The sequence below is a fragment of the Mycobacterium sp. smrl_JER01 genome, from assembly GCF_048513595.2.
GTDB lineage: Bacteria > Actinomycetota > Actinomycetes > Mycobacteriales > Mycobacteriaceae > Mycobacterium.
On the sequence record NZ_JBLXXK020000001.1, the window covers coordinates 3,534,724 to 3,555,824 of the forward strand.

Sequence of the window (21,101 nt, forward strand, 5' to 3'; positions counted from 1 at the left end):
GTCAACATCCCTTCCACTGCGGCGCGCGCTTCTCGCGGAACGCCCTCGGGCCTTCCTGCGCGTCGTCGCTCAGATAGACCGGCTCCCAGATCTCGTCGGCCAGGTCGTACGCGGCGGCGAGGTGGTGCTGTGCCGAGAGGTGCACGGTGCGCTTGGACGCGAGCACCGATAGCGGAGCGTTCGCGGCGATGCTGAGCGCCAACCGCTGGGTACGCTCGCGCAACTGATCGGCCGGCACCACCTCGTTGACCAAGCCGACCTGGTGGGCGCGCTCGGCGGTGATCGGGTCGCCGGTAAGCAGGATCTGCATGGCAACGCGTGGGGGCACCAGCCACGACAGCGGTGTTGCCCACGGCGAACCGCGGCCGACCTTGACCTCGCTGACGGCGAAGGTCGCGTGTTCGGCAGCCACGACCAGGTCGCACTGCTGCGCGAGCAGGAAGCCCCCGGCGAACGCGACACCGTTGACGGCCGCGATCGTCGGCTTCGCGACGTCGATGTTGCGGCCGAACTGCGGAGCGAAGTCCTTCGGGGGCACCTTGAGCGCGTTCTGCGCCATCTCCTTCAAGTCCCCGCCGGCGCAGAACGCCTTATCGCCCGCGCCGGTGAGGACGAGCACCTTCGCCGCGTCGTCGTCGTTGAAGCGGCGTACCGCGTCGAAAAGCCCCGTGCGCACAGCGTTGTTGAGCGCGTTGCGCGCCTCGGGCCGGTTGATCGTGAGCCACGCGACGCTGTCGACGACCTCGTAGCGAATCGGTTGCTCGGCCACCGAGCCTCCGTCCCTCACCGTCGCCTCGCATGTGAGTGGCAGTTCACCCGGGCACCTCGACCAACGGGTCGGCCAGCTCAACGGTGGCTTCACTCGGTACGCAGGGACCGTCCTCGCTCGAGACGAGCAGTTCAAGGTCGACGAGGCGCCGTCCGCCATCGTCGCGTTTGGCCACGACATTGCCGCTCAGGGTCGCGGTCTGGCCCGGGTAGATCGACCGGATCATTGAGATTTTGCGGCGTCGGATGAGCGCGTCGGGTCCGGCCCATTCGTTGAGGCCGCGGTCGATGAAGCCATGGAAGAAGAGGGTTGACAGGTAGATCGTGCGCTGGCCCTGGCTGCGCGCATAGTCGGGGTCGTGGTGACCGGGGAACCAGTCCCATGTCGAAGCCGCGTTCATGCAGATGCGCTTGTAGCTGATCTCGATCGAGAGGGACGTCATGGTGTCGCCGACGGCGATGTCCTCGAACCGCACGGGGAAGCGGACCATGCTGTGCTCGGTGGATTCGTTCATGATGCGCCTTCACTATCGGCGGTGTCGTATCGGAAGAGCACGTTGGTGTTGCGGCCGATGACCTCACCGTGCTGGTCGGAGAAGGTGCTCACCGTGGTGATGAACACGCCGGTGCCCACCCGCGTCGTCTTCGGCTCGGAGATCGAGGCGATCTCCTCCACGATCGACACGTGATCGCCTACCCGGGGCCGGCGTTCGAACTCGGTCGTCGTTGAGGCGTTGATGATGTGGTGGCCGGGCAACGGGACGCTGAGCGCGAACATCATGTCGGCACGCGCTAGGTACTCGGGCACCCACTGCGGCGCGAAGCCGAGGGTCATCAGCAGTCCGGGCGGGCAGTCCTCACCCTCCCAGTAGCGGGGGTTCGCGTCCTCGACGAGCGAGCAGTAGTACAACACCATCGAGCGGTCGATCGGGAACCACGCACGCCGCGGTTCGGAGCGATGACCGACCCACGCTTGGCCTTCGTCGAAGGTCCCGAACGTCATGCCCAGGCCGGTGACGTCGCTCGTTGGCGCGCTCACCGGGCCACCTGCACGACGGCGCTCCCCTTTATCGCGGGTTCGCCGGTCTGGCGCGTGACCACAAGTTCGAGGTCGGCCACCTGCTGCCCTCCGGCCTCGCGCACGCCGGTGACCGTGCCGGCGAAGCTGAGCAGGTCACCAGGCCATACCTGACCGGTGAAACGGATGCGGAACGAGCGGATGTAGGCCAGGCCTACCCAGGCGGTCAGCCGCTGGGCGAGCAAGCCGCCGTGCAGCAGTCCCATGCCGAACACACCGGGCATGCCGGCCGCGCGGGCGAACTCTTCGTCGTGGTGGATCGGGTTGAAGTCGCCGCCGGCGCCGGCGTAGCGGACGATGTGCGAGCGCGTCAGCGGGCCGAACTGTGAGGTCGGCATCTCGTCGCCAGCGGCCAACGCCACCGGTGCGGAGGATGTCGTCATTGGGTGGAGCCTCCGGTTTCGATCAAGACGTCGGTCTGGCGCACGACGAGCTCGTCGCGCTGATTGGTGAAGTCGGTCTCGATCGTGACCATTGTCATGGTGCCGCCGCGCTTGCCCTCACGGCTGGTCACGTTCGACACCCGGCGCGTCTCGGTGAGCTCGTCACCGACGAACACCGGCGCGAAATACTCCCAGCCGCACTCGCCATGCAGTACGCGGCGCAGGTCGAGGCCGAGGCCGCCGAACATGTCGTCGTCTGCGCGCCAGTGAGCCGAGGAGACGACGAAGGTCGGCGGAGCGGGGATCGCGCTGAAGCCGGCGGCCCGGGCGGCTGCGGCGTCCTGGTAGATCGGGTCGTGGTCGTCGAGGGAAATCGCGAACTCGCGCACTTTGGACCGGTCGACGGGAAATGTGGTGCTCCCGAGTTGCGTCCCGATAAGCGAGGCGTCAGCCACTCTGGTCACCTTTCCCGCTGGCGAGAGCCGGCGCACAATCGCGGATGAGGTCGCCGAGGTTCTCGGCGATGCGTTCGGGTGCGACCCCTATCGAGGGCGAGTAGAGAATGATGTGATCCAGCACGCCCTCGTAGCGGCGCAGCCCGTCGCGGACCTCGGCGGCGGTACCGGCCACGGCCATCGAGTCGATCATGTCGTCGGTGACGGCTGCGAACATGGCCGGCAGGTCGCGCCGTGCGAACGCCTCGCGAATCGCCGCCCCCTGCCTGGCGAAGCCGCTCACATCGAGAACGTGCTCGTAGGTCTTCACCGAGGAGTAGAACGCGATCTGCTGCGCGGCCTCACGACGCGCGATCTGCGGGTCGTCGTGCACCGCGCAGATGACCATCGAGACGATCTCAACGTCGGCGGGATCGCGTCCGGCTCGCTCCGCACCGCGCACGACGGCTGGGCGGGCGACCTCCTCGACGTAAGCCGTGGTGAAAAGCGGATGACCAGCCAACCCGTCGGCCACGCGCCCGGCCACCTCGCACATCCGCGGACGCACGCCCGCGGTGATGATCGGGATCGCTCGCTTCGGCGGCGCGACGTCGCCGGTCGGGACGAGATTCATCCGGTAGAAGCGCCCCTCGTGGTGCACGGGGCCCTCGTGCAGGTTCCAGATCCGACGCACGAGCGGGACCAGCTCCTCCATGCGCAGAGCGGGAGCGGAGGTGTCCTCCACGCCGTGCCAGTCGCTCATCATGCGGCGTGTGCCGTTGCCGAGCCCGAGCACGACGCGCCCGCCGGAAAGCTCGTCGAGGTCACGCGCCTCTGTGGCGAGCACGAGCGGGCTGCGCCCGACGCCATACAGGATCGACGACCCGATGCGGCAGCGCTTTGTGCGCGCGGCCATCGCGGCCATCGAGATCGAGCCGGAGCGTGAGTAGAACTCCGAGGCCCAGGCGGCGTCGAAGCCGGCGAGGTCGGCAGCCTCGGCCGTATCGACAAGGGTGGCCAAGTCCCCGCCGAGCACCGAGACGCCGTACGTGCTCACGACGCCGCCGGCCCGAATCGGACCAGCCCAAGGTCCTCGTTCACCCGCTCGAACACTGCGCGCACTCGCGCGCCGATGACGACGTCATCGGGGGCTACGCCCTCGAGACTGGCCAACAACTGCGGCCCCTCGTCCAGACGAACGAGCACGACGACGTACGGCGCGCTGCGCGGGAACGAGTCCCACGGGGCGCGGTACACCGGCGCGAAACTGACAATCTCACCAGTACCCGCCGCGGTCTCCCAGGCCAACTCACCGTCATGGCAGACGGGACACACCAGCCGCGGGTAGAGGAACGGGTGGCCGTTCGCGCACCGCTGGAAGACGAGTACGCCGCGGGCCGCTGCTGCGAAGTAGGGACCGTTGACATCGGTCAGCGGCGGCAGCGCCTCAGGATCGTGCAGACCGTCGAGGGAACTCGAAGCTGCGGTCATGACGCTCCCTCCATCACCATGCTGACGTGACTGCACAGCATCGAGCCGTAGCTGTGCACGAACGCGGTGTCCGCCGCTAAGACCTGACGGCCCTCGGCGCGACCGGACAGCTGCCAGTAACCCTCAAGGATCTGCGAAATGCCAGAGGAGGTCCCGGTGTGCCCGAACCGGATCAGGCCGCCGTCGGTGTTCACCGGAAGGTCGCCGCCCGGATCGGCGCGGCCGTCACGGTAGAAATCGCCTGCCCCGCCGGGCTTCACGAAACCCGCCTCCTCAAGGATCATCGCGGGGTTGGAGGCGAAGGCGTCGTAGAGCAAGGCGATGTCGATGTCGGCCGGCGCCCGTCCGGAGCGCTCGAAGGCCATCGGACCCGAACGGGCGGCCCCGGTACGACCCGGCCGGGCCAGCGAGGTCAGGAAGCCGTGGGTGTGACCCTCTCCGAAGCCGAGCAGGTGGACCGGTCGGTGCTTGCCCGCGCGAGCCCGGCGGGAAGAGCCCAGCACGAGCGCGCCACCGCCCTCGCAGGGAATCGAGCAGTGGTAGAAGTGGAACGGCCCGGCGATCGGGCGGGACGCCAGCACGTCCTCCACACTCAGGCGTTGTGAGCGGTGCGCGATCGCCGCGGGATTCAGCGCGGCCCACCGGTCCTGCGACGCGGTGACCTCGGCGATGTCCGCCTTGCCCTGTCCTGTCTCGTACATCCAGGCCTGCGCGATCAAGCCGTACAGCGCCGGCACGGACGGTCCGTAGGGCATCTCGAACGCATGGTCACATACCAGCGCCATCAGTTCGCGCCCGCCATCGCGGATCGGTGGAAACTTGCCCGCCGACACGACCAGCACCGTATCGGCCTCGCCTCGGGCGATGACGTTACTCGCCATGCGCGTCATGGCCAGATGGGTCCCGCCGCCAAGCTGACAGGTCATCTGAAGTTTCAGGTTGTGCAGCCCGAGGTAGTCCATGAGGTCCTCGGACAGGAAGACCGAGCCCTCGTTCGTCATCGGCCCGGCACACACGAGACCGTCGACCTCGTCTGGGGCCACCCCTGCGTCGGCGAGAGCCGCGACCGCGGCGCGCACATGCAATTCAGTGGAGGTGTACGGAACGTTTTTTCCGGGAGTGAGTTCGGCGGCACCGATGATGGCCGGCTGGTCGTGTGGCATCCACGCTCCTCTCGACCGCGCGTTCAGCGCCGGTCCCGATGTGAACGACGGTTATCATAGCGTGCCCAGCGGCCCGGGTCACCCCCCTGCCGCACTCGCCGCTGGCGCGGGATGAATAATCTGGAATTCCGTTGCGCCTCTTCCCAAGAGGGCGCCGGGATGACCGATTCCCGCGCCGCAATTGTCGTTTCTCGACGCTGTCCAGGTGGCAGATGCGGCCGAATCGTGAAGCCCGCTGGTTCCGGCGGGCGCCCGGCGCGCCGGAGTGGATCGATGCGCGCTCAGTCGCGCGTTTTTCTGAAGTGGCGCGGTGAACGGCCGGTCCACCGTTTGAAGGCATGTGTGAAGTTCGTGAGGTCTGTGTATCCGAGTTCTGCCGCGATCTCGCTTACAGACACCGAGCTGTCGAGAAGTCGCAGAATCGCTCGCTCCTGCAAGAACGACTGACGTAATTCGCGAAAGGTGGTCCCCTCTTCGCTGAGGCGTCGCTTCAACGTGCTCGGGGATATCGAGAGCTCGCCCGCTGTCCGGCTAATGTTCGTTTCTCCGGGATCTTTCTCCAGCAGGTCTGTCACTTTTTCGGAGAACGACGTGTCACGTCGTTGATCGAGAGTTCGCTGCAAATCGGTGACAGCAATCCGATACGCAACAGGATCGGAGAATCGACAAACCTCCTCGAGCGTAGCCGCGGGAACGTAGACGAACGAGCTAGGGGCGTCGAAGAAGATCCGACCCGCCAACACTTCGTCATGAACACCCCACGACTCCGGCGCTGAATGACTCAGATGCAGTTCAATATTGGGTACGGCACCCGCGAGCATGTCGAGCAGACGCAGCAGCGCCAGCCCACCGTAGGTGACGGCCAGGCAGTTCAGGCCCGCGTCACCGGTGCGACCGGTCAGCCCGATCGTGAGGCCGCGTTCCGTCGAATGGAACGACGGGCTGAGGGCGGTGGTGATCACCGGCAGATAAGCAAGCAACTCGACAACCTCGGCTACCGAGCCCGCGCTGACCAAGGGAACGCTGAGTGCCCCAAAGGACGTCAGTTTGGCGTGTTCGGCGAACGCGAAACCCAGACGGGTTCCCTGGTCATAATCGAAATCGGAATATATCTCCCTGAACCACCGTAAGGGGACCTGCGCGTCGCGGCCCACCAGCATCGACTCGGTGACGTGCTCGCGAACCATGATGCTGCGGAGCGCAGTGCTGGCGTCATGCCCCAGCGCCTCACTGTCCAGCATTTGCAGGAAAGCCAACGCTGGCATACCCGAGTCGTCGAGTTTCACGTGCCTCCCTGCGTGTGAGCTAATAACACAACTCTTTGACTCCTGCGAGCCTAGCGACGCTGGTCACACGCGACAACACTAGTGAAGCGAAGTTCCAAATTGAGGAGAGTTAACCATGGCAGTCGTCACCTTCGTCTCTCACGACGGCGAGAAGTACGAAGCCCCCTTGACCGAAGGGCAGTCTTTGATGCAGATCGCGGTAAATAACGCGGTGCCCGGCATCGACGGCGATTGCGGAGGGGAAGCCGCATGCGGAACGTGCCACGTGATCGTCGCTCCCGAGTGGTCGGACACGGTGGGACTCTGCGGCGCCAACGAAGAGGAAATGCTCGCGATGAATCCCGAGCGTCAGCGGACGTCGAGGCTGTCCTGCCAGATGGCCGCCTCCGAGGCATGGGATGGCTTGACGGTCGAGCTACCTGAGTTCCAGCTCTGAAACAACGTCGTCGATTTGGAGAAAACAATAATGAGTATTCCCGCGGCAGTGGCCGCCAAAGCCCAGTCTGCCGTGCCTCTGGAGCTGCAAATCCGCGGCGCGCACGTGTACGACAAGACACGCCGGTGGGTAACCGGAACCAATGGTAAGAAGATCTTCACCGAGACGCCCATTCCTCCGGTCGAGGACGTCGATATCGCCGACATCGATCTCAGCAACCCGTTCCTCTACCGCCAAGGCCGCTGGAAGTCCTACTTCGAACGCGTGCGCAACGAGGCGCCGGTGCATTACCAGGCTCACAGTCCGTTCGGCCCGTTCTGGTCGGTGACCCGCCACGCGGACATCATCGCCGTCGACAAAAACCACGAGGCCTTCTCCGCAGAGCCGTTCATCATCATCGGGAGACCGCCCCGCTTTATGGACATCGCCATGTTCATCGCGATGGACCCGCCACAACACGACCTGCAGCGCGCTTCCGTCCAAGGGGTTGTCGCGCCGAAGAACCTGCGCGAGATGGAGGGGCTGATCCGCTCGCGTGTCCAGGAAGTGCTGGACGATCTACCGGTGGATCAGCCGTTCAATTGGGTGCACCACGTCTCCATCGAACTGACAGCGCGCATGCTCGCGACCCTGCTGGACTTCCCGTACGAGCAGCGGCACAAGCTCGTGGAATGGTCGGACCTCGCCACCTCCATGGAGCAAGCCAATGGTGGCCCCTCCGACAACGACAGAGTGTTTCGTGGCATGGTCGACATGGCGAAGGGGCTCAGCGCTCTCTGGCATGACAAGGCGGCCCGTACCGCCAACGGGGAGCGACCGGGCTTCGATCTGATCACGATGCTGCAGGCCAACGAGGACACCAAGGATCTCATCAACCGCCCGATGGAATTCCTTGGCAATTTGGTATTGCTGATCGTCGGCGGAAACGACACGACTCGCAACTCGATGAGCGGAGGGGTTCTCGCCTTGAACCAGTTCCCCGATCAGTTCGAGAAGTTGAAGGCGAACCCTGACCTGATTCCCAATATGGTATCCGAGATCATTCGCTGGCAGACCCCGTTGGCGTACATGCGCCGAGTCGCGAAAAAAGACATCATGTTGAACGGGCAATTCATCCGCAAGGGCGACAAGGTCGTGATGTGGTACGCCTCCGGTAACCGCGATGAGCGTGTCTTCGAGCGGGCCGATGAGTTGATCATCGATAGGAGCAACGCCCGCAATCACATCTCGTTCGGGTTCGGCGTGCACAGGTGTATGGGAAACCGACTTGCTGAGTTGCAGCTTCGAATCCTGTGGGAGGAATTGCTCCCTCGCTTTGAGAACATCGAGGTAGTCGGCGAACCCGAGTATGTGCAATCGAATTTCGTCAGGGGTATCAGCAAGCTGATGGTTCGCCTCACTCCCAAGCAGAGTGCATGACTCCCGAACGAGCGGTGATCGTCGGCGCGAGCCACGCCGGCGCGCAGTTGGCAGCCAATCTTCGGAGGGAGGGGTGGGCTGGGGAGGTCGTGCTCATCGGCGACGAGGAGGGACTGCCCTACCACCGGCCTCCGTTGTCGAAGGCCTACCTGGCCGGCAAGAACGGCCTCGAGGACCTCCTGATTCGCGGCGCTGATTTCTACGAAAAGCAGAACATTCGACTCTTGAATGCGACCGTGGAGGCGGTCCACCGGAGTGCCAAGCGTGTGTCTCTGAGCACCGGCGACACGCTGGCCTACACCAAGCTCGCGTTGTGCACCGGCGCAAGGCCCAGACAACTCCCCACACCAGGGGTGGATCTTCCCGGAATTCGCTACCTGCGTACCGCTGCAGACGTCGAGTTGATCCGTGCCGCCGCTACACCGGGTCGGAGGGTTGTGATCGTGGGCGGCGGTTACATCGGCCTGGAAACGGCGGCCTCGCTGTGTTCGCTCGGCATGAACGTCACTGTCCTCGAGGCAACCGAGCGTGTACTCCAAAGGGTCACCGCGCCGGAGGTTTCCGCGTTTTACACGCGAATCCACCGCGGCGAGGGAGTGGACATCCGGACACACGCTCTCGTCGACGCCTTCTCCGGTAACGGTGGGGTGCAGGAGGTCGTGCTGGCTGACGGCGAATCGATCCCCGCCGACCTGGTCATCGTCGGCGTCGGCGTGGTGCCGAACACCGAACTCGCCGCAGCCGCAGCATTATCCGTCGACAACGGCATCGTGATTGACGACCAGGCCCGCACCAGCGACCCCGACATCGTGGCCGCCGGCGACTGCACCAGCCACGCCATGGCTCGATACGGCTCGCGCATTCGTTTGGAATCCGTACCGAGCGCCGGCGAGCAGGCCAAGATCGCTGCGGCGACAATCTGCGGAAAACACAGCGCGATCGCTGCGCTTCCGTGGTTCTGGTCCGACCAGTACGATCTCAAACTCCAAATTGCCGGTCTCAACGCCGGATACGACGAAGTGTTGCTCAGTGGTGACCCGTCGCGCGACCGTGACTTCAGCTGCTTCTACTTCCGCGAGGGCGAACTCATCGCCGCCGACTGCGTCAATCGTCCTCGCGATTTCATGTCCAGTAAGCGGGCCATCACCCAGCAACTTCGGGTTGACCGCTCAGACCTCCTCGCCCGCTCGATCTGACATCCTGCGACGGCAAAACCATGCGCTCGAAGCTCCGCAGACTCTGCCGTCTGGTCAGATGCATAGGTCGCGAAAGCTTGCTGGTCACAAACTGTGGACAACTTCCAGGTACCGGAGTGCTACGCGGGAGATCCGCTCACCAGTGGTGGCGATGTCCGCGGCTGGGAGTACAACATGACTCACGGTCAGTCGCACCAGAACATCTGCGACGTCCTCGACGTCTTCGGGGTCGAGATCGGCGAAGTGGTCGTTAAACCACGTGGTCAGAGCCCCAGAGCAGAGCGCAAGCAGGGAAGCCGAGGTCGGCAGAAGAGGAAGGACCCCCGTAGACGACGAGCCACCGTCATCATTCCCCGAGGGGTTGGACGTCAGAACTGCCTTGAGGAGCGGGCTGTCTTCTGCTTCACAGAGGGTGAACTGCACCGCTGCGGTGATGCCGCCCTGCACATCGCCCACATGTTCGGCAAGCACGGCACGAATGCCCTCCAAAAAGCGCTGGCCCTCTGACACCACAAGCGCGTCACCGAGCCCCTTTTTGTCGCCGAACTCTTTGTACAACGTCGGGCGGGAGACGCCGACCGATTCGGCAACCTCGCTCATCCGGACCTGATCCCAGCCCTTCTCAATGGTGAGTTCTCGTGTCGCCCTCAGAACCTGTTCGCGCACATGCCGGCGGAAAGACATCCGAACTGGTTCAGTTGGCATAGAAGCAGGATAGGCGCCAGCCCTGAAAGGGCAGTAAACCGACTGCAGGGTTCATATGGTCCTGTCGAGGAATTCGACGACCGCCGTCGAGAACGCGTCGTTGTTGTCGCCAGCAACCATGTGGCCTGCGCCCGAAACGTCGACGGTTTGCGCGTGGGGAACCAAGGTGAGGAAGTCCTTCACTGTCTCTTCGGAGACGATGTCGGATAGCAGGCCGCGGACCAGCAGCGTCGGCGCGGACACCTGCCGCGCACCATCGAGAAGGAACGCGCTCATCATTTCGAAGTCTCTAGCGCCTTCGTCTGGATCACCCTGGAGGAACTGGAAATTCGACGTCACAAACGCAGGGTCCCATCGCCAGACCCAGCGACCGTCTGTCCGTAGCCGGAGAACTTTTTGGAGGCCGTCGAGGTTCTCGGGGCGAGGACGGTGCGGGTTGTAGGCGGCGATCACGTCAGCGGCCGACTCCAGGCTGTCGAAGCCTTCGGGATGTGCCGCCATGAACGCCACGACTCGTCGGGCGCCCTGCATCTCCATTCGCGGAGTGACGTCAACCAGCACGACGGCCCGCCATAGCTCCGGCGAGGCGAGCAAGTGTGTGCCGAGAATGGTCAAACCGCCCAACGAAGCCCCGATCGCGGCGACTGGGCGGCCAGAATCGGCGTATGAGCGCACGGCCAGCAGGTCGGACCCGAGTCGGTCCATGTCATAGCATCCCTCCGGATCCCAGTCGCTGTCCCCATGTCCCCTGGTGTCGTACGCGGCAACCGTGTAGCCCCGCTGGTGCAGGCGTTGGGCGGTGACATCCCAGGCCTGTCGGCTCTGACCACCGCCGTGAAGGAGCAACACGACCGCCCGCGGCGCGTCACACCGGTAGAGGTCGACCGCTAGCGACAGTCCATCCGCCGTGGGCACGCGCCCGACGACAGGGGCCGACGAATCACCTGCTCTGTGTGCAGACATCAGGAGTTCGTCTTCGGTGCGACGACGGTGACGGTGCCCTGGGCCGCACACACGGCTCTGCCGCCGTTGCAGATGTCGATCCGCGCCACACCGCTAGTTCTGCCCAGCGAGATGATCTCCGCCGTGGCTACACAGGTGCCACTGGAGACAGGACGAAGTAAATTCAGTTTGAACTCCGTCGTCGCGACCCAGGATCCCATCGGAATCACGGGATAAAACACCACTCCGAGACAGTGGTCGACCATGGCCGATAAGCAGCCCCCATGCAAGTTGCCGAAAGGCGTCTTCAGGTCGTCGCGTGCGTCCATCTCCGCAACGAGCCGTCCCGCAGTGAATTCCGTGTGCCGGAAGCCGAGGTAACCGGCCAACCCGCCCGTGGTTTCTGCTGCACTCTTCAGTTGCTCAGCGACCTGTCCGTTGAACATGGTGAATTGCACAGACACTTCCGGCCTCCTACCTCAGCTGCGGTTGAGACATTACGCTATACTTGTCACACCGGTCGACGGTGGTCACCCGCCAAGATCGCGGGAAGGAGGAACCTCGACAGAAACGCCCGGAGTCCGTCACGACTGCGATCCCGCGGCCCTCGAACAGTCAGCAGGCTCAGTATCGTGCGTACAACCCACTCGGCGGCGTCGTCGACGGAGACGCCCGGTTCCACGCAACTCCAGTGTCTGGTGAAGATGGGACGCAGAAATTCGGTGACGATTTCGAAGAGGGACGTCGAGGTCCCCGCTGCGAGACCCACGCCGGCGAGTTCCTCGTCGCTGCCGAACAACAATCCGATGATCTCTTCGCGGCGCGCGGCGTCAACTGTGTAATCCACGAAATCGACGAGCGCGGATCCCAGGTCGGCGTGCGCCGCGATCCGCGGGCTGATGCGGTCAAGATAACGCTCGGCGGCGCGAATGATGACGCCCGACATCACCGCCTCCCGACTGGGGAAGTAGCGATACACCGTTGCCCTGGACACACCCGCTGTCCTGCCGATGTCCTCCATGGTCGTGCCCACCACACCCCCACCCTCGAGGCACCGCTCGGCAGCATCGAGCAACCGGTCGCGAGCGGACCCAGGATCTGTCGGCGCGGCGGCGCCCCATCGCAACAACTTCGTCGACACACAGCCAGTATGCCGCGATCGCGCACCATTGTGACTCGCCCACGGACATGACACCATCGCAGTTATGTCTCAAGTCAGCCCCGTGGCCCTGAGCGGGTGCCGATGCCGGTAGAAACGCGTACCCCGGTTGTCGTCGGCGTGGGCGAAGTCACCCATCGCGGGGACGACTTCGTGGACCCGATCAACTTGGCGGTGGAGGCCGCACGCCGTGCGGTTAAAGACGCAGGTCGCGCGGTCGAGCGGCGCATCGACACCGTCGCGACTCCCGGCATCCTGGTCATCCCGCGGGACAATCCCGCCAGCAGGATCGGCGAAGCGTTGCGCATCGGTCCCGCCCGCCGCATCAGCTGTCCAGTCGGCGGAAACACCCCGCAGTATCTCGTCGAGGTGTTGAGTGGCGAAATAGCCAAGGCCCGAGCAGATGTCGTCCTGGTCGTCGGTGCGGAGAGCGGGCATTCCGCGCGCAAATTCCAGGGCGGGGCACTTCTCAACTCGCCGCCCCCGCCCCGCTCCGGCGACGAATCCCTGGGGGACGCCCGCCCAGGGTTGAGTCAAGCCGAGCTGTCGGTGGGTCTGAGTTGGCCGCACGAGGTGTATCCCATCTTCGAGTCCGCGATCGCCGCGCGCCACGGCCGTGACTTCGCTGCCCAGCGGGAGTGGCTGGGAACGCTGATGGCACCGTTGACAGCCGAGGCGGCACGCCATCCCGAGCAGGCCTGGTTCCCGCGCGCACGAAGTGCCACCGAACTCAGCGAAGTCACCGCGGAAAACCGCATGGTCTGCTTGCCCTATCCCCAGCTGCTCGACAGCATCATGTCCGTCGACATGGCTGCCGCCTTCATTCTCATGGCGGCCGAGGTGGCCGACGAATTGGGCGTCGCGCGCGATCGTTGGGTCTTTCCCTGGTCAGCAGCGACTTGCAACGACGTGTACTTCCCCGTGGAACGGCCGGACCTCAGTCGCTCATCGGGTATCGAGGTAGCGGCACGGAAGGCTCTCGATGCGGGCCGGTTGACCACCGACGACATTCGGTGGTTCGACCTCTACTCCTGCTTCCCGTCGGCAGTTGAGATGGCCGCCGAGGCTCTCGACGTGGACCCGCTCGACGACAGAGGCCTCACAGTAACCGGCGGCCTGCCTTATCACGGCGGTCCCGGAAACAATTACGTCAGCCACTCGATCGTTGAGATGGTCCGACGGTGTAGACGCGACCCAACCGATGTCGGACTCGTCACCGGCCTCGGGTGGTATTCCACGAAGCATTCGGTCGGTCTGTGGTCGGCCACCCCGCCACCAACCGGGTGGCGACTGCTCGACACGGCGGTCGAACAAGCTCAGATCGATTCATTGAGGTTGGGTGTCGCAGGCGTCGACGAGTCGACCGGTTGCGCGACAGTGGACGGATACACCGTCGTCTACGACCGAGACGGGCAACCTCGATGGACTCCGATCATCGCGCACCTGTCTGACGGGCGAAGAGTTGTCGCACGCAGCGACGATCCGCAGATCGCCGAGGCGATGGCGAGTGAGATGTACGTCGGCAGAACGGTCAGCCTCCGAACAAGAGGATCGTTCAGCGGGTTTGAGCTTCCATGATCGCCGAGGCGATGGTGCTGACCGGACCGCGGAATCTGGAGCGACGCCGGATGACCATTCCCGACGTCGGTGACCGGGGTGCGATACTGCGAGTTGAAGCGTGTGGTCTGTGCGGTACGGATCACGAACAATTCACCGGACACCTGCCTGCCGGCTTTTCATTCGTTCCAGGGCATGAAATCGTCGGCATCGTCGAGCGGGTCGGCGCCGCGGCCGGCGAACGCTGGGGGGTGCAGGCGGGCCAGCGCGTGGCCGTCGAGGTGTTCCGGTCCTGCCGAGACTGCCCCGAGTGCCGCCGCGGCGAATACCGGCGGTGTGCGGTCAACGGCATCGCCACCATGTTCGGCTTCGTCGACGTGGAGATCGGTGCGGGGTTATGGGGCGGATACGCCACCCATGTGGAGCTTCCCTGGGACGCGATGCTACTGCCGATTGCCGAAGACATGGACCCCGTTCTCGCCACGTTGTTCAACCCTCTCGGGGCCGGTATCCAATGGGGGGCGAGTCTTCCCGACACCAAGGCGGGGGACGTCGTAGCGATCCTGGGACCCGGCATCCGTGGAATCTGTGCGGCCGTGGCGGCCAAAGAGGCGGGAGCCGCGTTCGTCGCGATGACCGGCGTCGGCCCACGCGACGAACAACGACTGGCGATAGCCAGATCATTCGGTGTCGACCTGCCCATCGATGTATCGAAGGACGATGCAGCGACCGCGCTCCAGCGTGAGACAGGCGGACGGCTTGCCGACGTGGTCGTCGACGTCACCGCGAAAGCACCCTCCGCATTCGCCGATGCCGTCGGCCTTGCCAGGCCCGGCGGCACAGTTGTGGTGGCCGGCACCCGCGGAGGAGGCGGCGCGCCCTGGTTTGAACCAGACTTGTTGGTCTATAAAGAATTACACGTCGTAGGTGCACTCGGCGTGGAGTATCCCGCCTACCGGGCAGCCCTCGAGATTCTAGCCATGGGCCGCTGGCCGTTCGACCGGATCACCAGAGAATCAACCGGATTCGCTGGGCTCGCGCAGCTGCTCACTTCGCTTGCAGATGAAAGTGCCCGATCAAGTGGGGCCCTGCACAACGTCTTTTTGCCCACGCCCTAACGGCGTGCAGAGGTTCCACAGAGAGGGCCACCCGTGACCATGGCGGAACGCGTACCGATGCTAGACCGTGAGCAGGCCCAGCTGCGAGCTGCCGAATGTGGGTTGCCCGAAGAGTTGGCAGAGCTGTCGGTATTCCGCGTGGCACTTCATCAGCCGCGTGTGGCGGTTGCGCTGTATGGGCTGCTGGACGCGTTACTCTTCCGCGGTTCCCTTGACGCGCGGCTACGCGAGCTGATCATCATGCGACTCGGCTGGATCACTGGCTCCGAATACGAATGGACTCAACATTGGCGAATCGCCACACTGCTCGGCGTGCCTGCGGTCCTCGCAGCGACCGATGATGTGGTGCGCGACGGGGTCATCTCCGAGGAAAACTGGGCTGGGTGCCAGAAGGCATTCAATAGCGATCACGCGGTGTTGGTCGAACTTGTCGGAGCAATCGCCAATTGGCGGCTCTTTTCGATCCTGCTTCGATCCCTGAATATTCCGCTTGAGTCCGGAACCGACGGCTGGCCGCCCGATGGGCGAGCTCCTCGGCGTGGCGATTGAGCGAAAACGTGGAGCGATGCTTGACCGAAGCGGTCAGCGCCCCAATCGCAGGACCACGATCCGTGTCGTAGACGGACAAGTCCCCCCTCGGACACTCTTTCCCCCGCCGCCGGGGTCTGCTCCGCTGCTCAGGACCCGTACGTGGCTTAAGCTCCTCGCATCTGCGACAACACCTCAGCGCTCCTCGGTCGCCGGACCGAGATGCGACGACTTGGCGCGCTGCTCACGAGTGCACGCAACGGTGCCGGTGGCGCTGTGGCCATCCTCGGCGAGCCCGGCATCGGAAAAACCGAGCTGCTGAATTCTGTCGCCATGGATGCCGCGGGGGTGCAGGTGCTGCGCACCGACGGATATCAGGCCGAATCCACCATCCCCTACGCGGCGTTGCAACGATTGGGCCTGCATCTGAGCAGTCATCTGGAGGCGTTGTCACCACGGCACCAACAGGCACTGCGGGTCGCCTGGGGTGTCGACGACGGCCCGCCGCCGGACCGGTTTCTGGTCGGCATGGCGACGCTTTCGCTGCTCGCAGCCGCCGGGGCTGAGAGGCCGATCTTTTGCATGGTCGACGATGCGCACTGGCTCGACCCCGAGTCACTTGCCGTGCTCGCGTTCGTCGCACGCCGGTTGCAGGCGGAGTCCACCGGCTTGGTACTGGCCAGCCGTGAGTCGCCGGAGACCGATATGCAGTTCGCCGGGATCGACCGGATGGTCCTGTCCGGGCTGGACAAGCTTGCCGCGGTGGCGCTGCTGCGCCGGTCGGCACCCGACATCGTCGACCCGGTGGTGGCCACTCACATCGTCGAAGCCACCGGCGGAAATCCGCTGGCGTTGGTCGATCTGGCGAAAGAACTCGACATCCGACGACACGCCGACCCGTCGGTGCAGGATCTCATTCCGGTCGGACGACGGTTGGAGACCCACTACCTGCGCGAGATCCGCGCCACCGACACGTCGGTGCAGTACTGGCTCGCCATCGCCGCCGCAGCAGCAAGCCCGGACCTGCGACTGATCGCGCTGGCTGCCGAAGCCGAAGGGCTGCCCGCCGGATGCCCGGCCGAAGCCTCACGGGCCGGCCTTGTCAGCGTTGGCGAGACCGTGCAGTTCCGGCACCCGCTGGTGCGTTCGGTGGTCTACGCGGCCACTCCCGGCGACCAACGACGCCGCATCCATACTGAGCTGGCCCGCGCATCGGCCGCGCTGGGATCCGACGATCTGGCAGCCTGGCACAGCGCCGAAGCCACGACGGGCCTGGACGACGACGTGGCCGACCGTCTGGACCGATCGGCGAGCCGAGCCAGCCGCCGTGGTGGCCGACTATCGGCGGCCCGGTTGCTGGCCCGGGCCGCGGAGCTGACTGCATCGGGTTCGTTTCGTAACGGCCGCCTGCTGTCCGCCGCGGAGGCGGCCGAGGATGCGGGCGCGGCGCAGTTGGCCCTCCAGTACCTCGATCGTGTCGATCCGGGTCATCTCGATTCGGTCCAGCAGGGCAGGCTGACGCGGGTCCGGTCGTCGTTGGCGTTGTTTCTCGCCGACCCGGACCTGCTGGTCCACGCTGCCAGCGAAACGTTGCGCGCCGCGAGCCACTTCCGGGGTCTCGACCCCGACAGCGAGCAGCGGGCGTTGCTCCAGGCCTTCGAGATCATGTTGGTCTCCGAGGGTCGCACCGAGGGTACGACGCTGACCGACATGGGCAACCGCCTCCGCGACGGTGCGGGCACCGGGTTCCGAGGAGATCTGCTACGCGGCCTGGCTGCGTTGATCCTGCTCCCATTCGACGAGGCCGCACCCGTCATGCGGACCGCGCTGGACACGCTGTCGGCCCTCGACGACGAGGACCTCATCGAGTGCGGCGTCATCGGGATCGTCTTCGCCGCGGCCCTGTTCGATGTGGAATCGGCGAAGCGGTACCTCGCGCAACTGACCGTCGCCACACGGGACCGCGGCGCAATGCGCGTACTCGACTCCGCGCTCTGGGTGCGCTCGCTGTTCGAGATATACTGCGGAAATCCCTCGGCAGCAGGTGTTTTCGTAGACCAGGTGCGAGAATTGCGTCGGGCGAGCGGGTATGACGCAGAGAACGTGGTCAACATGTCCTATCTGGTGTGGACGGGGCTTCCCACCGAGCAGGTCGAGGCGATCAGCGACATGATCGGACGCACCGGGTTCGGCGGTGTCGAGTCTGCCGCACAGTTGGCGCTCGCGATCCGCGAGATCGCCGAAGGCAACTATCTCGATGCTCACCACCGACTCAAACCCTGGGTGGCACAGCCCTTCCTGCAGGTGACCGACCACATGCTGGCCGATTATCTTGAGGCTGCGGCGCGCAGCGGCCATCATGAAGACGCACGGGCCGCGGGCGAGCGGATCACCTATCTCGCTGAGGCCACCGGCGCTCCGTGGATTGTGGGCCTCGACGCGCGCTGTCGCGCGCTGCTCGCCGGAAATGCCGACGCCGAAAGCTATTTCCGCCGCGCCATCGAGCATCTCGCCATGGTCGACGTCCCGGGCGAGCTCGGCCGGGCACATCTGCTCTACGGCGAGTGGCTGCGGCGGCAAAAACGCCGGCGCGACGCGCGAGAACAACTCCGGTCGGCCATCGAGATCTTCGAGCGCGTCGATGCGCGAGCGTTCCGTGACCGGGCCCAGGCGGAACTGTCGGCGACCGGCGAGAAGCCCGGTGAACACGCGGTGGTCGGCGGTGTGGAGATGTCACCGCAGGAGGCCGCTGTCGCCCGGATGGCGGCGGAAGGGTCCACCAACGCCGAGATCGCCGCCACGTTGTTCATCAGCACCAACACCGTTGATTACCACCTGAGAAAAGTGTTCGGCAAGCTCGGCGTCTCCTCCCGCCGCCAGCTCGCGGAACGGTTCGCCACCCCGCGCTGAGTGTCATCACTACGTGCCGCACGTGGTCCGGACCACCGACACCGGGCGACACACTGGCCCCATGCCCTTCATCACCACCGAAGACGGCGCTCAGATCTTCTACAAAGACTGGGGCAGCGGACCGCCGGTGATCCTCAGCCACGGCTGGCCGCTCAACGCCGACGCCTGGGACGCCGCAGCGCTGTTCCTTGCCGGCAACGGGTTCCGCGCGATCGCCCACGATCGCCGTGGCCACGGCCGGTCCAACCAAACCTGGCACGGCAACGAGATGGACACCTATGCCGACGACCTGGCCACCCTGATCGACGTGCTCGACCTCCACGATGTCGTCCTGATCGGCCACTCCACCGGCGGCGGTGAAGTCGTCCGCTACCTTGGACGACACAGCAGTGGCCGAGTCGCCAAACTTGTCCTGGTCTCTGCGGTTCCTCCTCTGATGGTGCACACCGAGGACAATCCCGCCGGCCTGCCCATGGCGACGTTCGACGCCATCCGTGACGGTGAACGCACCGACCGTGCACAGGCGTACCGGGACCTCGCCGACGGACCGTTCTTCGGCCACAACCGCTCCGGTGATGTGTCCCAAGGAATTCGCGACGCATTCTGGCTGCAGAGCATGGCGTGCGGCCACCGCGCCGCTTACGAGTGCGTCGCCGCGTTCTCAGCGACCGACTTCCGGCCCGACCTCGCCAAGGTCGACGTGCCGACGCTGATCATCCACGGCGACGACGATCAGATCGTTCCCCTGCGAGTGGGTGGGGAACGCTCCGCGCAGCTCATCGCCGGTGCCGACCTGATCGTCTACCCGAATCGCGGCCACGGTCTCCCGGACACCGACCGGAATCGCCTGCACTCCGACATCCTGTCCTTCCTTACGACAACCGACCGAAAGACACCACTGAGATGACTGAAACGCGCTGTGACACCATCGTTTTGATCCACGGACTGTGGGTGACCCCGCGAAGCTGGGAGGATTGGAAAGCCCGCTATGAGTCCCTGGGCTACCGGGTGCTGACCCCGGCATACCCCGGTTTCGAGATCGAGGTCGAGGCGCTTCGCGAGAATCCCGACGTGATCGCGGACCTCACAGTGCCGCGAACCGTGGATCACCTCGCCGGCGTCATCGAATCGCTTGAGAGTCCGCCGATCATCATCGGACATTCTTTCGGTGGCACGCTCACCCAGTTGCTGCTCGCCCGTGGGCTCGGCGCAGCGGCCGTGGTGGTGGATTCCGCTCCGACCGAAGGAGTCCGGGTGACCCCGTTGTCACAGGCCAGATCGCTGTTCCCGGCGCTGAAGAACCCGGCGAACATCCACAAGGCGGTGGGTTTCACCCAGGCCGAATTCCATTACGCATTCACCAACACGCTGACCCGTGAAGAATCCGACCGGGTGTGGGAGCGGTATGCGATCGCAGCGCCGGGCAGCTGGATCTGGCATTACGGTCTGCTCGCGAACTGGACACCCGGCCACCAGGACACCTGGGTCGACTACTCAGCCGACCGCGCCCCACTGCTGTTCATCGCCGGCGAGAAGGACCACATCATGCCCCCGTCGGTGAACCAGTCCAACGCCCGGCACTACCGGCACTCGCCGGCGGTCACCGAATACGTCGAGTTCGCCGGCCGCGATCACTGGACCTGCGGTGCGCCGGGGTGGGAGGAGGTGGCCGATCACGCCCTGAACTGGGCGGTGGGCTACGCCGACCTCGCCCCGCGCGGTGAGCATCAGCGATAGACCGTGCGGTTGACACTCATCGGTGGGCCCACCGTGCTCATCGAGATAGCCGGCTGGCGCATACTCACCGATCCGACGTTCGACGATGCGGGCCGCACGTACCGGTTCGGGTGGGGCACGTCGTCACGGAAGGTCACCGGTCCGGCGCTGGGGGCCGATGACATCGGGCCGGTGGACCTTATTCTGCTCAGCCACGATCACCATGCCGACAACCTCGACGACAGCGGACGATCCGTTCTGAACCGTGCCGCCACTGTGGTGACGACAACTCCTGCAGCTCAACGCCTCTCGTCACCGAACGCTGTGGGACTGAAGAACTGGGAGACTACCGTCGTCACCGGCGACGCACGACCCCCGCTCAGAGTGACCGCGACGCCGTGCCGTCACGGCCCGCGCTTCAGCGGACCCGTGACCGGCACGGTCAACGGTTTCGCGGTGCGCGTCGGCGCTCAGCAGCGGGTGGCCCTGTGGATGACCGGTGACACCGTGCTCTACGACGGCGTCCGTTCGGTTGCTGCGCAGATGGACATCGAGGTGGTGCTGGTGCACTGCGGAGCGGTGCGGTTCGGCCGCACGGGCCCGATCCGCTACTCGATGTCGGGCCGCGACGCCGCGGAGCTGATCGCCACAGTCGGTCCGCGGGTAGCCGTCCCGGTGCACTACGAGGGTTGGTCGCACTTCAGCGAACGCGAGGATGCGTTGCGCCGGTCGTTGCAGCCGGTGTCCGACCTGATCCACTGGCTGCCGCGAGGCCTACCCCGGCAGATCTGATGCCGGCCTCCGCTACCGTG

At 65.1% G+C, this 21,101-nt stretch carries 23 protein-coding genes; 10 read left to right on the plus strand and 13 right to left on the minus strand.

The genetic code is table 11. From position 1 onward, the window contains the following. Window position 1 precedes the first annotated feature (1 nt). The 9 genes from ACNUDN_RS16665 to ACNUDN_RS16705 all read right to left on the minus strand — a co-directional run bounded on the left by ACNUDN_RS16665 (window position 2) and on the right by ACNUDN_RS16705 (window position 6,603). Entirely contained in the window at window positions 2–769 is a 768-nt protein-coding gene (locus tag ACNUDN_RS16665) for an enoyl-CoA hydratase/isomerase family protein (protein WP_085149416.1), read from the minus strand. Window positions 770–812: 43 nt separating this feature from the next. Next, window positions 813–1,283 carry a hotdog family protein gene (locus ACNUDN_RS16670; protein ID WP_085149414.1) on the minus strand — a complete coding sequence of 157 codons (471 nt, stop codon included), beginning with the start codon at window positions 1,281–1,283 and terminating at the stop codon, window positions 813–815. After that, window positions 1,280–1,771 (minus strand): FAS1-like dehydratase domain-containing protein, encoded by a 492-nt coding sequence (locus tag ACNUDN_RS16675; RefSeq protein ID WP_206430379.1) that lies wholly within the window; start codon window positions 1,769–1,771, stop codon window positions 1,280–1,282. The genes ACNUDN_RS16670 and ACNUDN_RS16675 overlap by 4 nt, the downstream gene beginning before the upstream one ends. Window positions 1,772–1,803: 32 nt before the next feature. Continuing rightward, a complete protein-coding gene (locus ACNUDN_RS16680) occupies window positions 1,804–2,229 on the minus strand; it encodes a MaoC/PaaZ C-terminal domain-containing protein (RefSeq protein ID WP_085149410.1) in 426 nt (141 codons plus the stop codon). Next, window positions 2,226–2,684, minus strand: a complete 459-nt coding sequence (locus tag ACNUDN_RS16685) for an FAS1-like dehydratase domain-containing protein (RefSeq protein WP_085149408.1) — start codon at window positions 2,682–2,684, stop codon at window positions 2,226–2,228. Before ACNUDN_RS16685 ends, ACNUDN_RS16680 begins: the two co-directional genes overlap by 4 nt. Beyond that, on the minus strand, window positions 2,677–3,720 hold the full coding sequence (locus ACNUDN_RS16690; protein ID WP_234817071.1) for an LLM class flavin-dependent oxidoreductase: 1,044 nt from the start codon (window positions 3,718–3,720) through the stop codon (window positions 2,677–2,679). The genes ACNUDN_RS16685 and ACNUDN_RS16690 overlap by 8 nt, the downstream gene beginning before the upstream one ends. Further along, window positions 3,717–4,154 (minus strand): Zn-ribbon domain-containing OB-fold protein, encoded by a 438-nt coding sequence (locus tag ACNUDN_RS16695; RefSeq protein ID WP_085149402.1) that lies wholly within the window; start codon window positions 4,152–4,154, stop codon window positions 3,717–3,719. The genes ACNUDN_RS16690 and ACNUDN_RS16695 overlap by 4 nt, the downstream gene beginning before the upstream one ends. Beyond that, complete coding sequence (locus ACNUDN_RS16700) at window positions 4,151–5,317, minus strand: thiolase family protein (protein ID WP_085149399.1); 1,167 nt, start codon at window positions 5,315–5,317, stop codon at window positions 4,151–4,153. Before ACNUDN_RS16700 ends, ACNUDN_RS16695 begins: the two co-directional genes overlap by 4 nt. A 281-nt stretch (window positions 5,318–5,598) precedes the next feature. After that, window positions 5,599–6,603 (minus strand): helix-turn-helix domain-containing protein, encoded by a 1,005-nt coding sequence (locus ACNUDN_RS16705; protein ID WP_085149396.1) that lies wholly within the window; start codon window positions 6,601–6,603, stop codon window positions 5,599–5,601. Window positions 6,604–6,718: 115 nt separating this feature from the next. Between ACNUDN_RS16705 and ACNUDN_RS16710 the strand changes: the two genes are divergently transcribed. Genes ACNUDN_RS16710 through ACNUDN_RS16720 form a run of 3 tightly spaced genes read left to right on the plus strand, consistent with a single transcriptional unit; the run spans window position 6,719 to window position 9,654 of the window. Continuing rightward, entirely contained in the window at window positions 6,719–7,039 is a 321-nt protein-coding gene (locus tag ACNUDN_RS16710; protein ID WP_085149393.1) for a 2Fe-2S iron-sulfur cluster-binding protein, read from the plus strand. Window positions 7,040–7,069: 30 nt separating this feature from the next. Beyond that, window positions 7,070–8,458: a cytochrome P450 gene (locus ACNUDN_RS16715; protein WP_085149391.1), complete on the plus strand. Its 1,389-nt coding sequence runs from the start codon at window positions 7,070–7,072 to the stop codon at window positions 8,456–8,458. Then, entirely contained in the window at window positions 8,455–9,654 is a 1,200-nt protein-coding gene (locus ACNUDN_RS16720) for an NAD(P)/FAD-dependent oxidoreductase (RefSeq protein WP_085149388.1), read from the plus strand. The genes ACNUDN_RS16715 and ACNUDN_RS16720 overlap by 4 nt, the downstream gene beginning before the upstream one ends. Before the next feature lie 84 nt (window positions 9,655–9,738). Here ACNUDN_RS16720 and ACNUDN_RS16725 read toward each other — a convergent pair whose 3' ends face one another. From ACNUDN_RS16725 to ACNUDN_RS16740, 4 genes are all read right to left on the minus strand, one after another. After that, window positions 9,739–10,320: a TetR/AcrR family transcriptional regulator gene (locus ACNUDN_RS16725; RefSeq protein ID WP_207626485.1), complete on the minus strand. Its 582-nt coding sequence runs from the start codon at window positions 10,318–10,320 to the stop codon at window positions 9,739–9,741. A gap of 90 nt (window positions 10,321–10,410) precedes the next feature. Further along, window positions 10,411–11,322, minus strand: coding sequence for an alpha/beta fold hydrolase (locus ACNUDN_RS16730; RefSeq protein WP_085149382.1), 912 nt, complete (start codon window positions 11,320–11,322; stop codon window positions 10,411–10,413). Next, on the minus strand, window positions 11,322–11,759 hold the full coding sequence (locus ACNUDN_RS16735; protein WP_085149944.1) for a PaaI family thioesterase: 438 nt from the start codon (window positions 11,757–11,759) through the stop codon (window positions 11,322–11,324). The genes ACNUDN_RS16730 and ACNUDN_RS16735 overlap by 1 nt, the downstream gene beginning before the upstream one ends. 53 nt (window positions 11,760–11,812) lie before the next feature. Continuing rightward, complete coding sequence (locus ACNUDN_RS16740; RefSeq protein ID WP_110775365.1) at window positions 11,813–12,499, minus strand: TetR/AcrR family transcriptional regulator; 687 nt, start codon at window positions 12,497–12,499, stop codon at window positions 11,813–11,815. A 45-nt stretch (window positions 12,500–12,544) separates the two neighbouring features. Here ACNUDN_RS16740 and ACNUDN_RS16745 point away from each other — a divergent pair, with 45 nt between their 5' ends. From ACNUDN_RS16745 to ACNUDN_RS16775, 7 genes are all read left to right on the plus strand, one after another. After that, window positions 12,545–14,038 carry an acetyl-CoA acetyltransferase gene (locus ACNUDN_RS16745; protein WP_085149379.1) on the plus strand — a complete coding sequence of 498 codons (1,494 nt, stop codon included), beginning with the start codon at window positions 12,545–12,547 and terminating at the stop codon, window positions 14,036–14,038. After that, window positions 14,035–15,135: a zinc-dependent alcohol dehydrogenase gene (locus ACNUDN_RS16750; protein ID WP_085149374.1), complete on the plus strand. Its 1,101-nt coding sequence runs from the start codon at window positions 14,035–14,037 to the stop codon at window positions 15,133–15,135. Before ACNUDN_RS16745 ends, ACNUDN_RS16750 begins: the two co-directional genes overlap by 4 nt. A 33-nt stretch (window positions 15,136–15,168) precedes the next feature. Continuing rightward, complete coding sequence (locus ACNUDN_RS16755; RefSeq protein ID WP_419122942.1) at window positions 15,169–15,684, plus strand: carboxymuconolactone decarboxylase family protein; 516 nt, start codon at window positions 15,169–15,171, stop codon at window positions 15,682–15,684. A gap of 159 nt (window positions 15,685–15,843) precedes the next feature. Further along, complete coding sequence (locus ACNUDN_RS16760) at window positions 15,844–18,573, plus strand: helix-turn-helix transcriptional regulator (RefSeq protein WP_419125189.1); 2,730 nt, start codon at window positions 15,844–15,846, stop codon at window positions 18,571–18,573. Window positions 18,574–18,634: 61 nt separating this feature from the next. After that, entirely contained in the window at window positions 18,635–19,480 is an 846-nt protein-coding gene (locus ACNUDN_RS16765) for an alpha/beta fold hydrolase (protein WP_419122943.1), read from the plus strand. After that, the gene (locus ACNUDN_RS16770; RefSeq protein WP_419122944.1) at window positions 19,477–20,310 is read left to right on the plus strand and encodes an alpha/beta hydrolase; all 834 of its coding nucleotides are present in this window, start codon (window positions 19,477–19,479) and stop codon (window positions 20,308–20,310) included. Before ACNUDN_RS16765 ends, ACNUDN_RS16770 begins: the two co-directional genes overlap by 4 nt. 3 nt (window positions 20,311–20,313) lie before the next feature. After that, window positions 20,314–21,081, plus strand: coding sequence for an MBL fold metallo-hydrolase (locus tag ACNUDN_RS16775; RefSeq protein ID WP_419122945.1), 768 nt, complete (start codon window positions 20,314–20,316; stop codon window positions 21,079–21,081). Window positions 21,082–21,101: the final 20 nt, after the last annotated feature.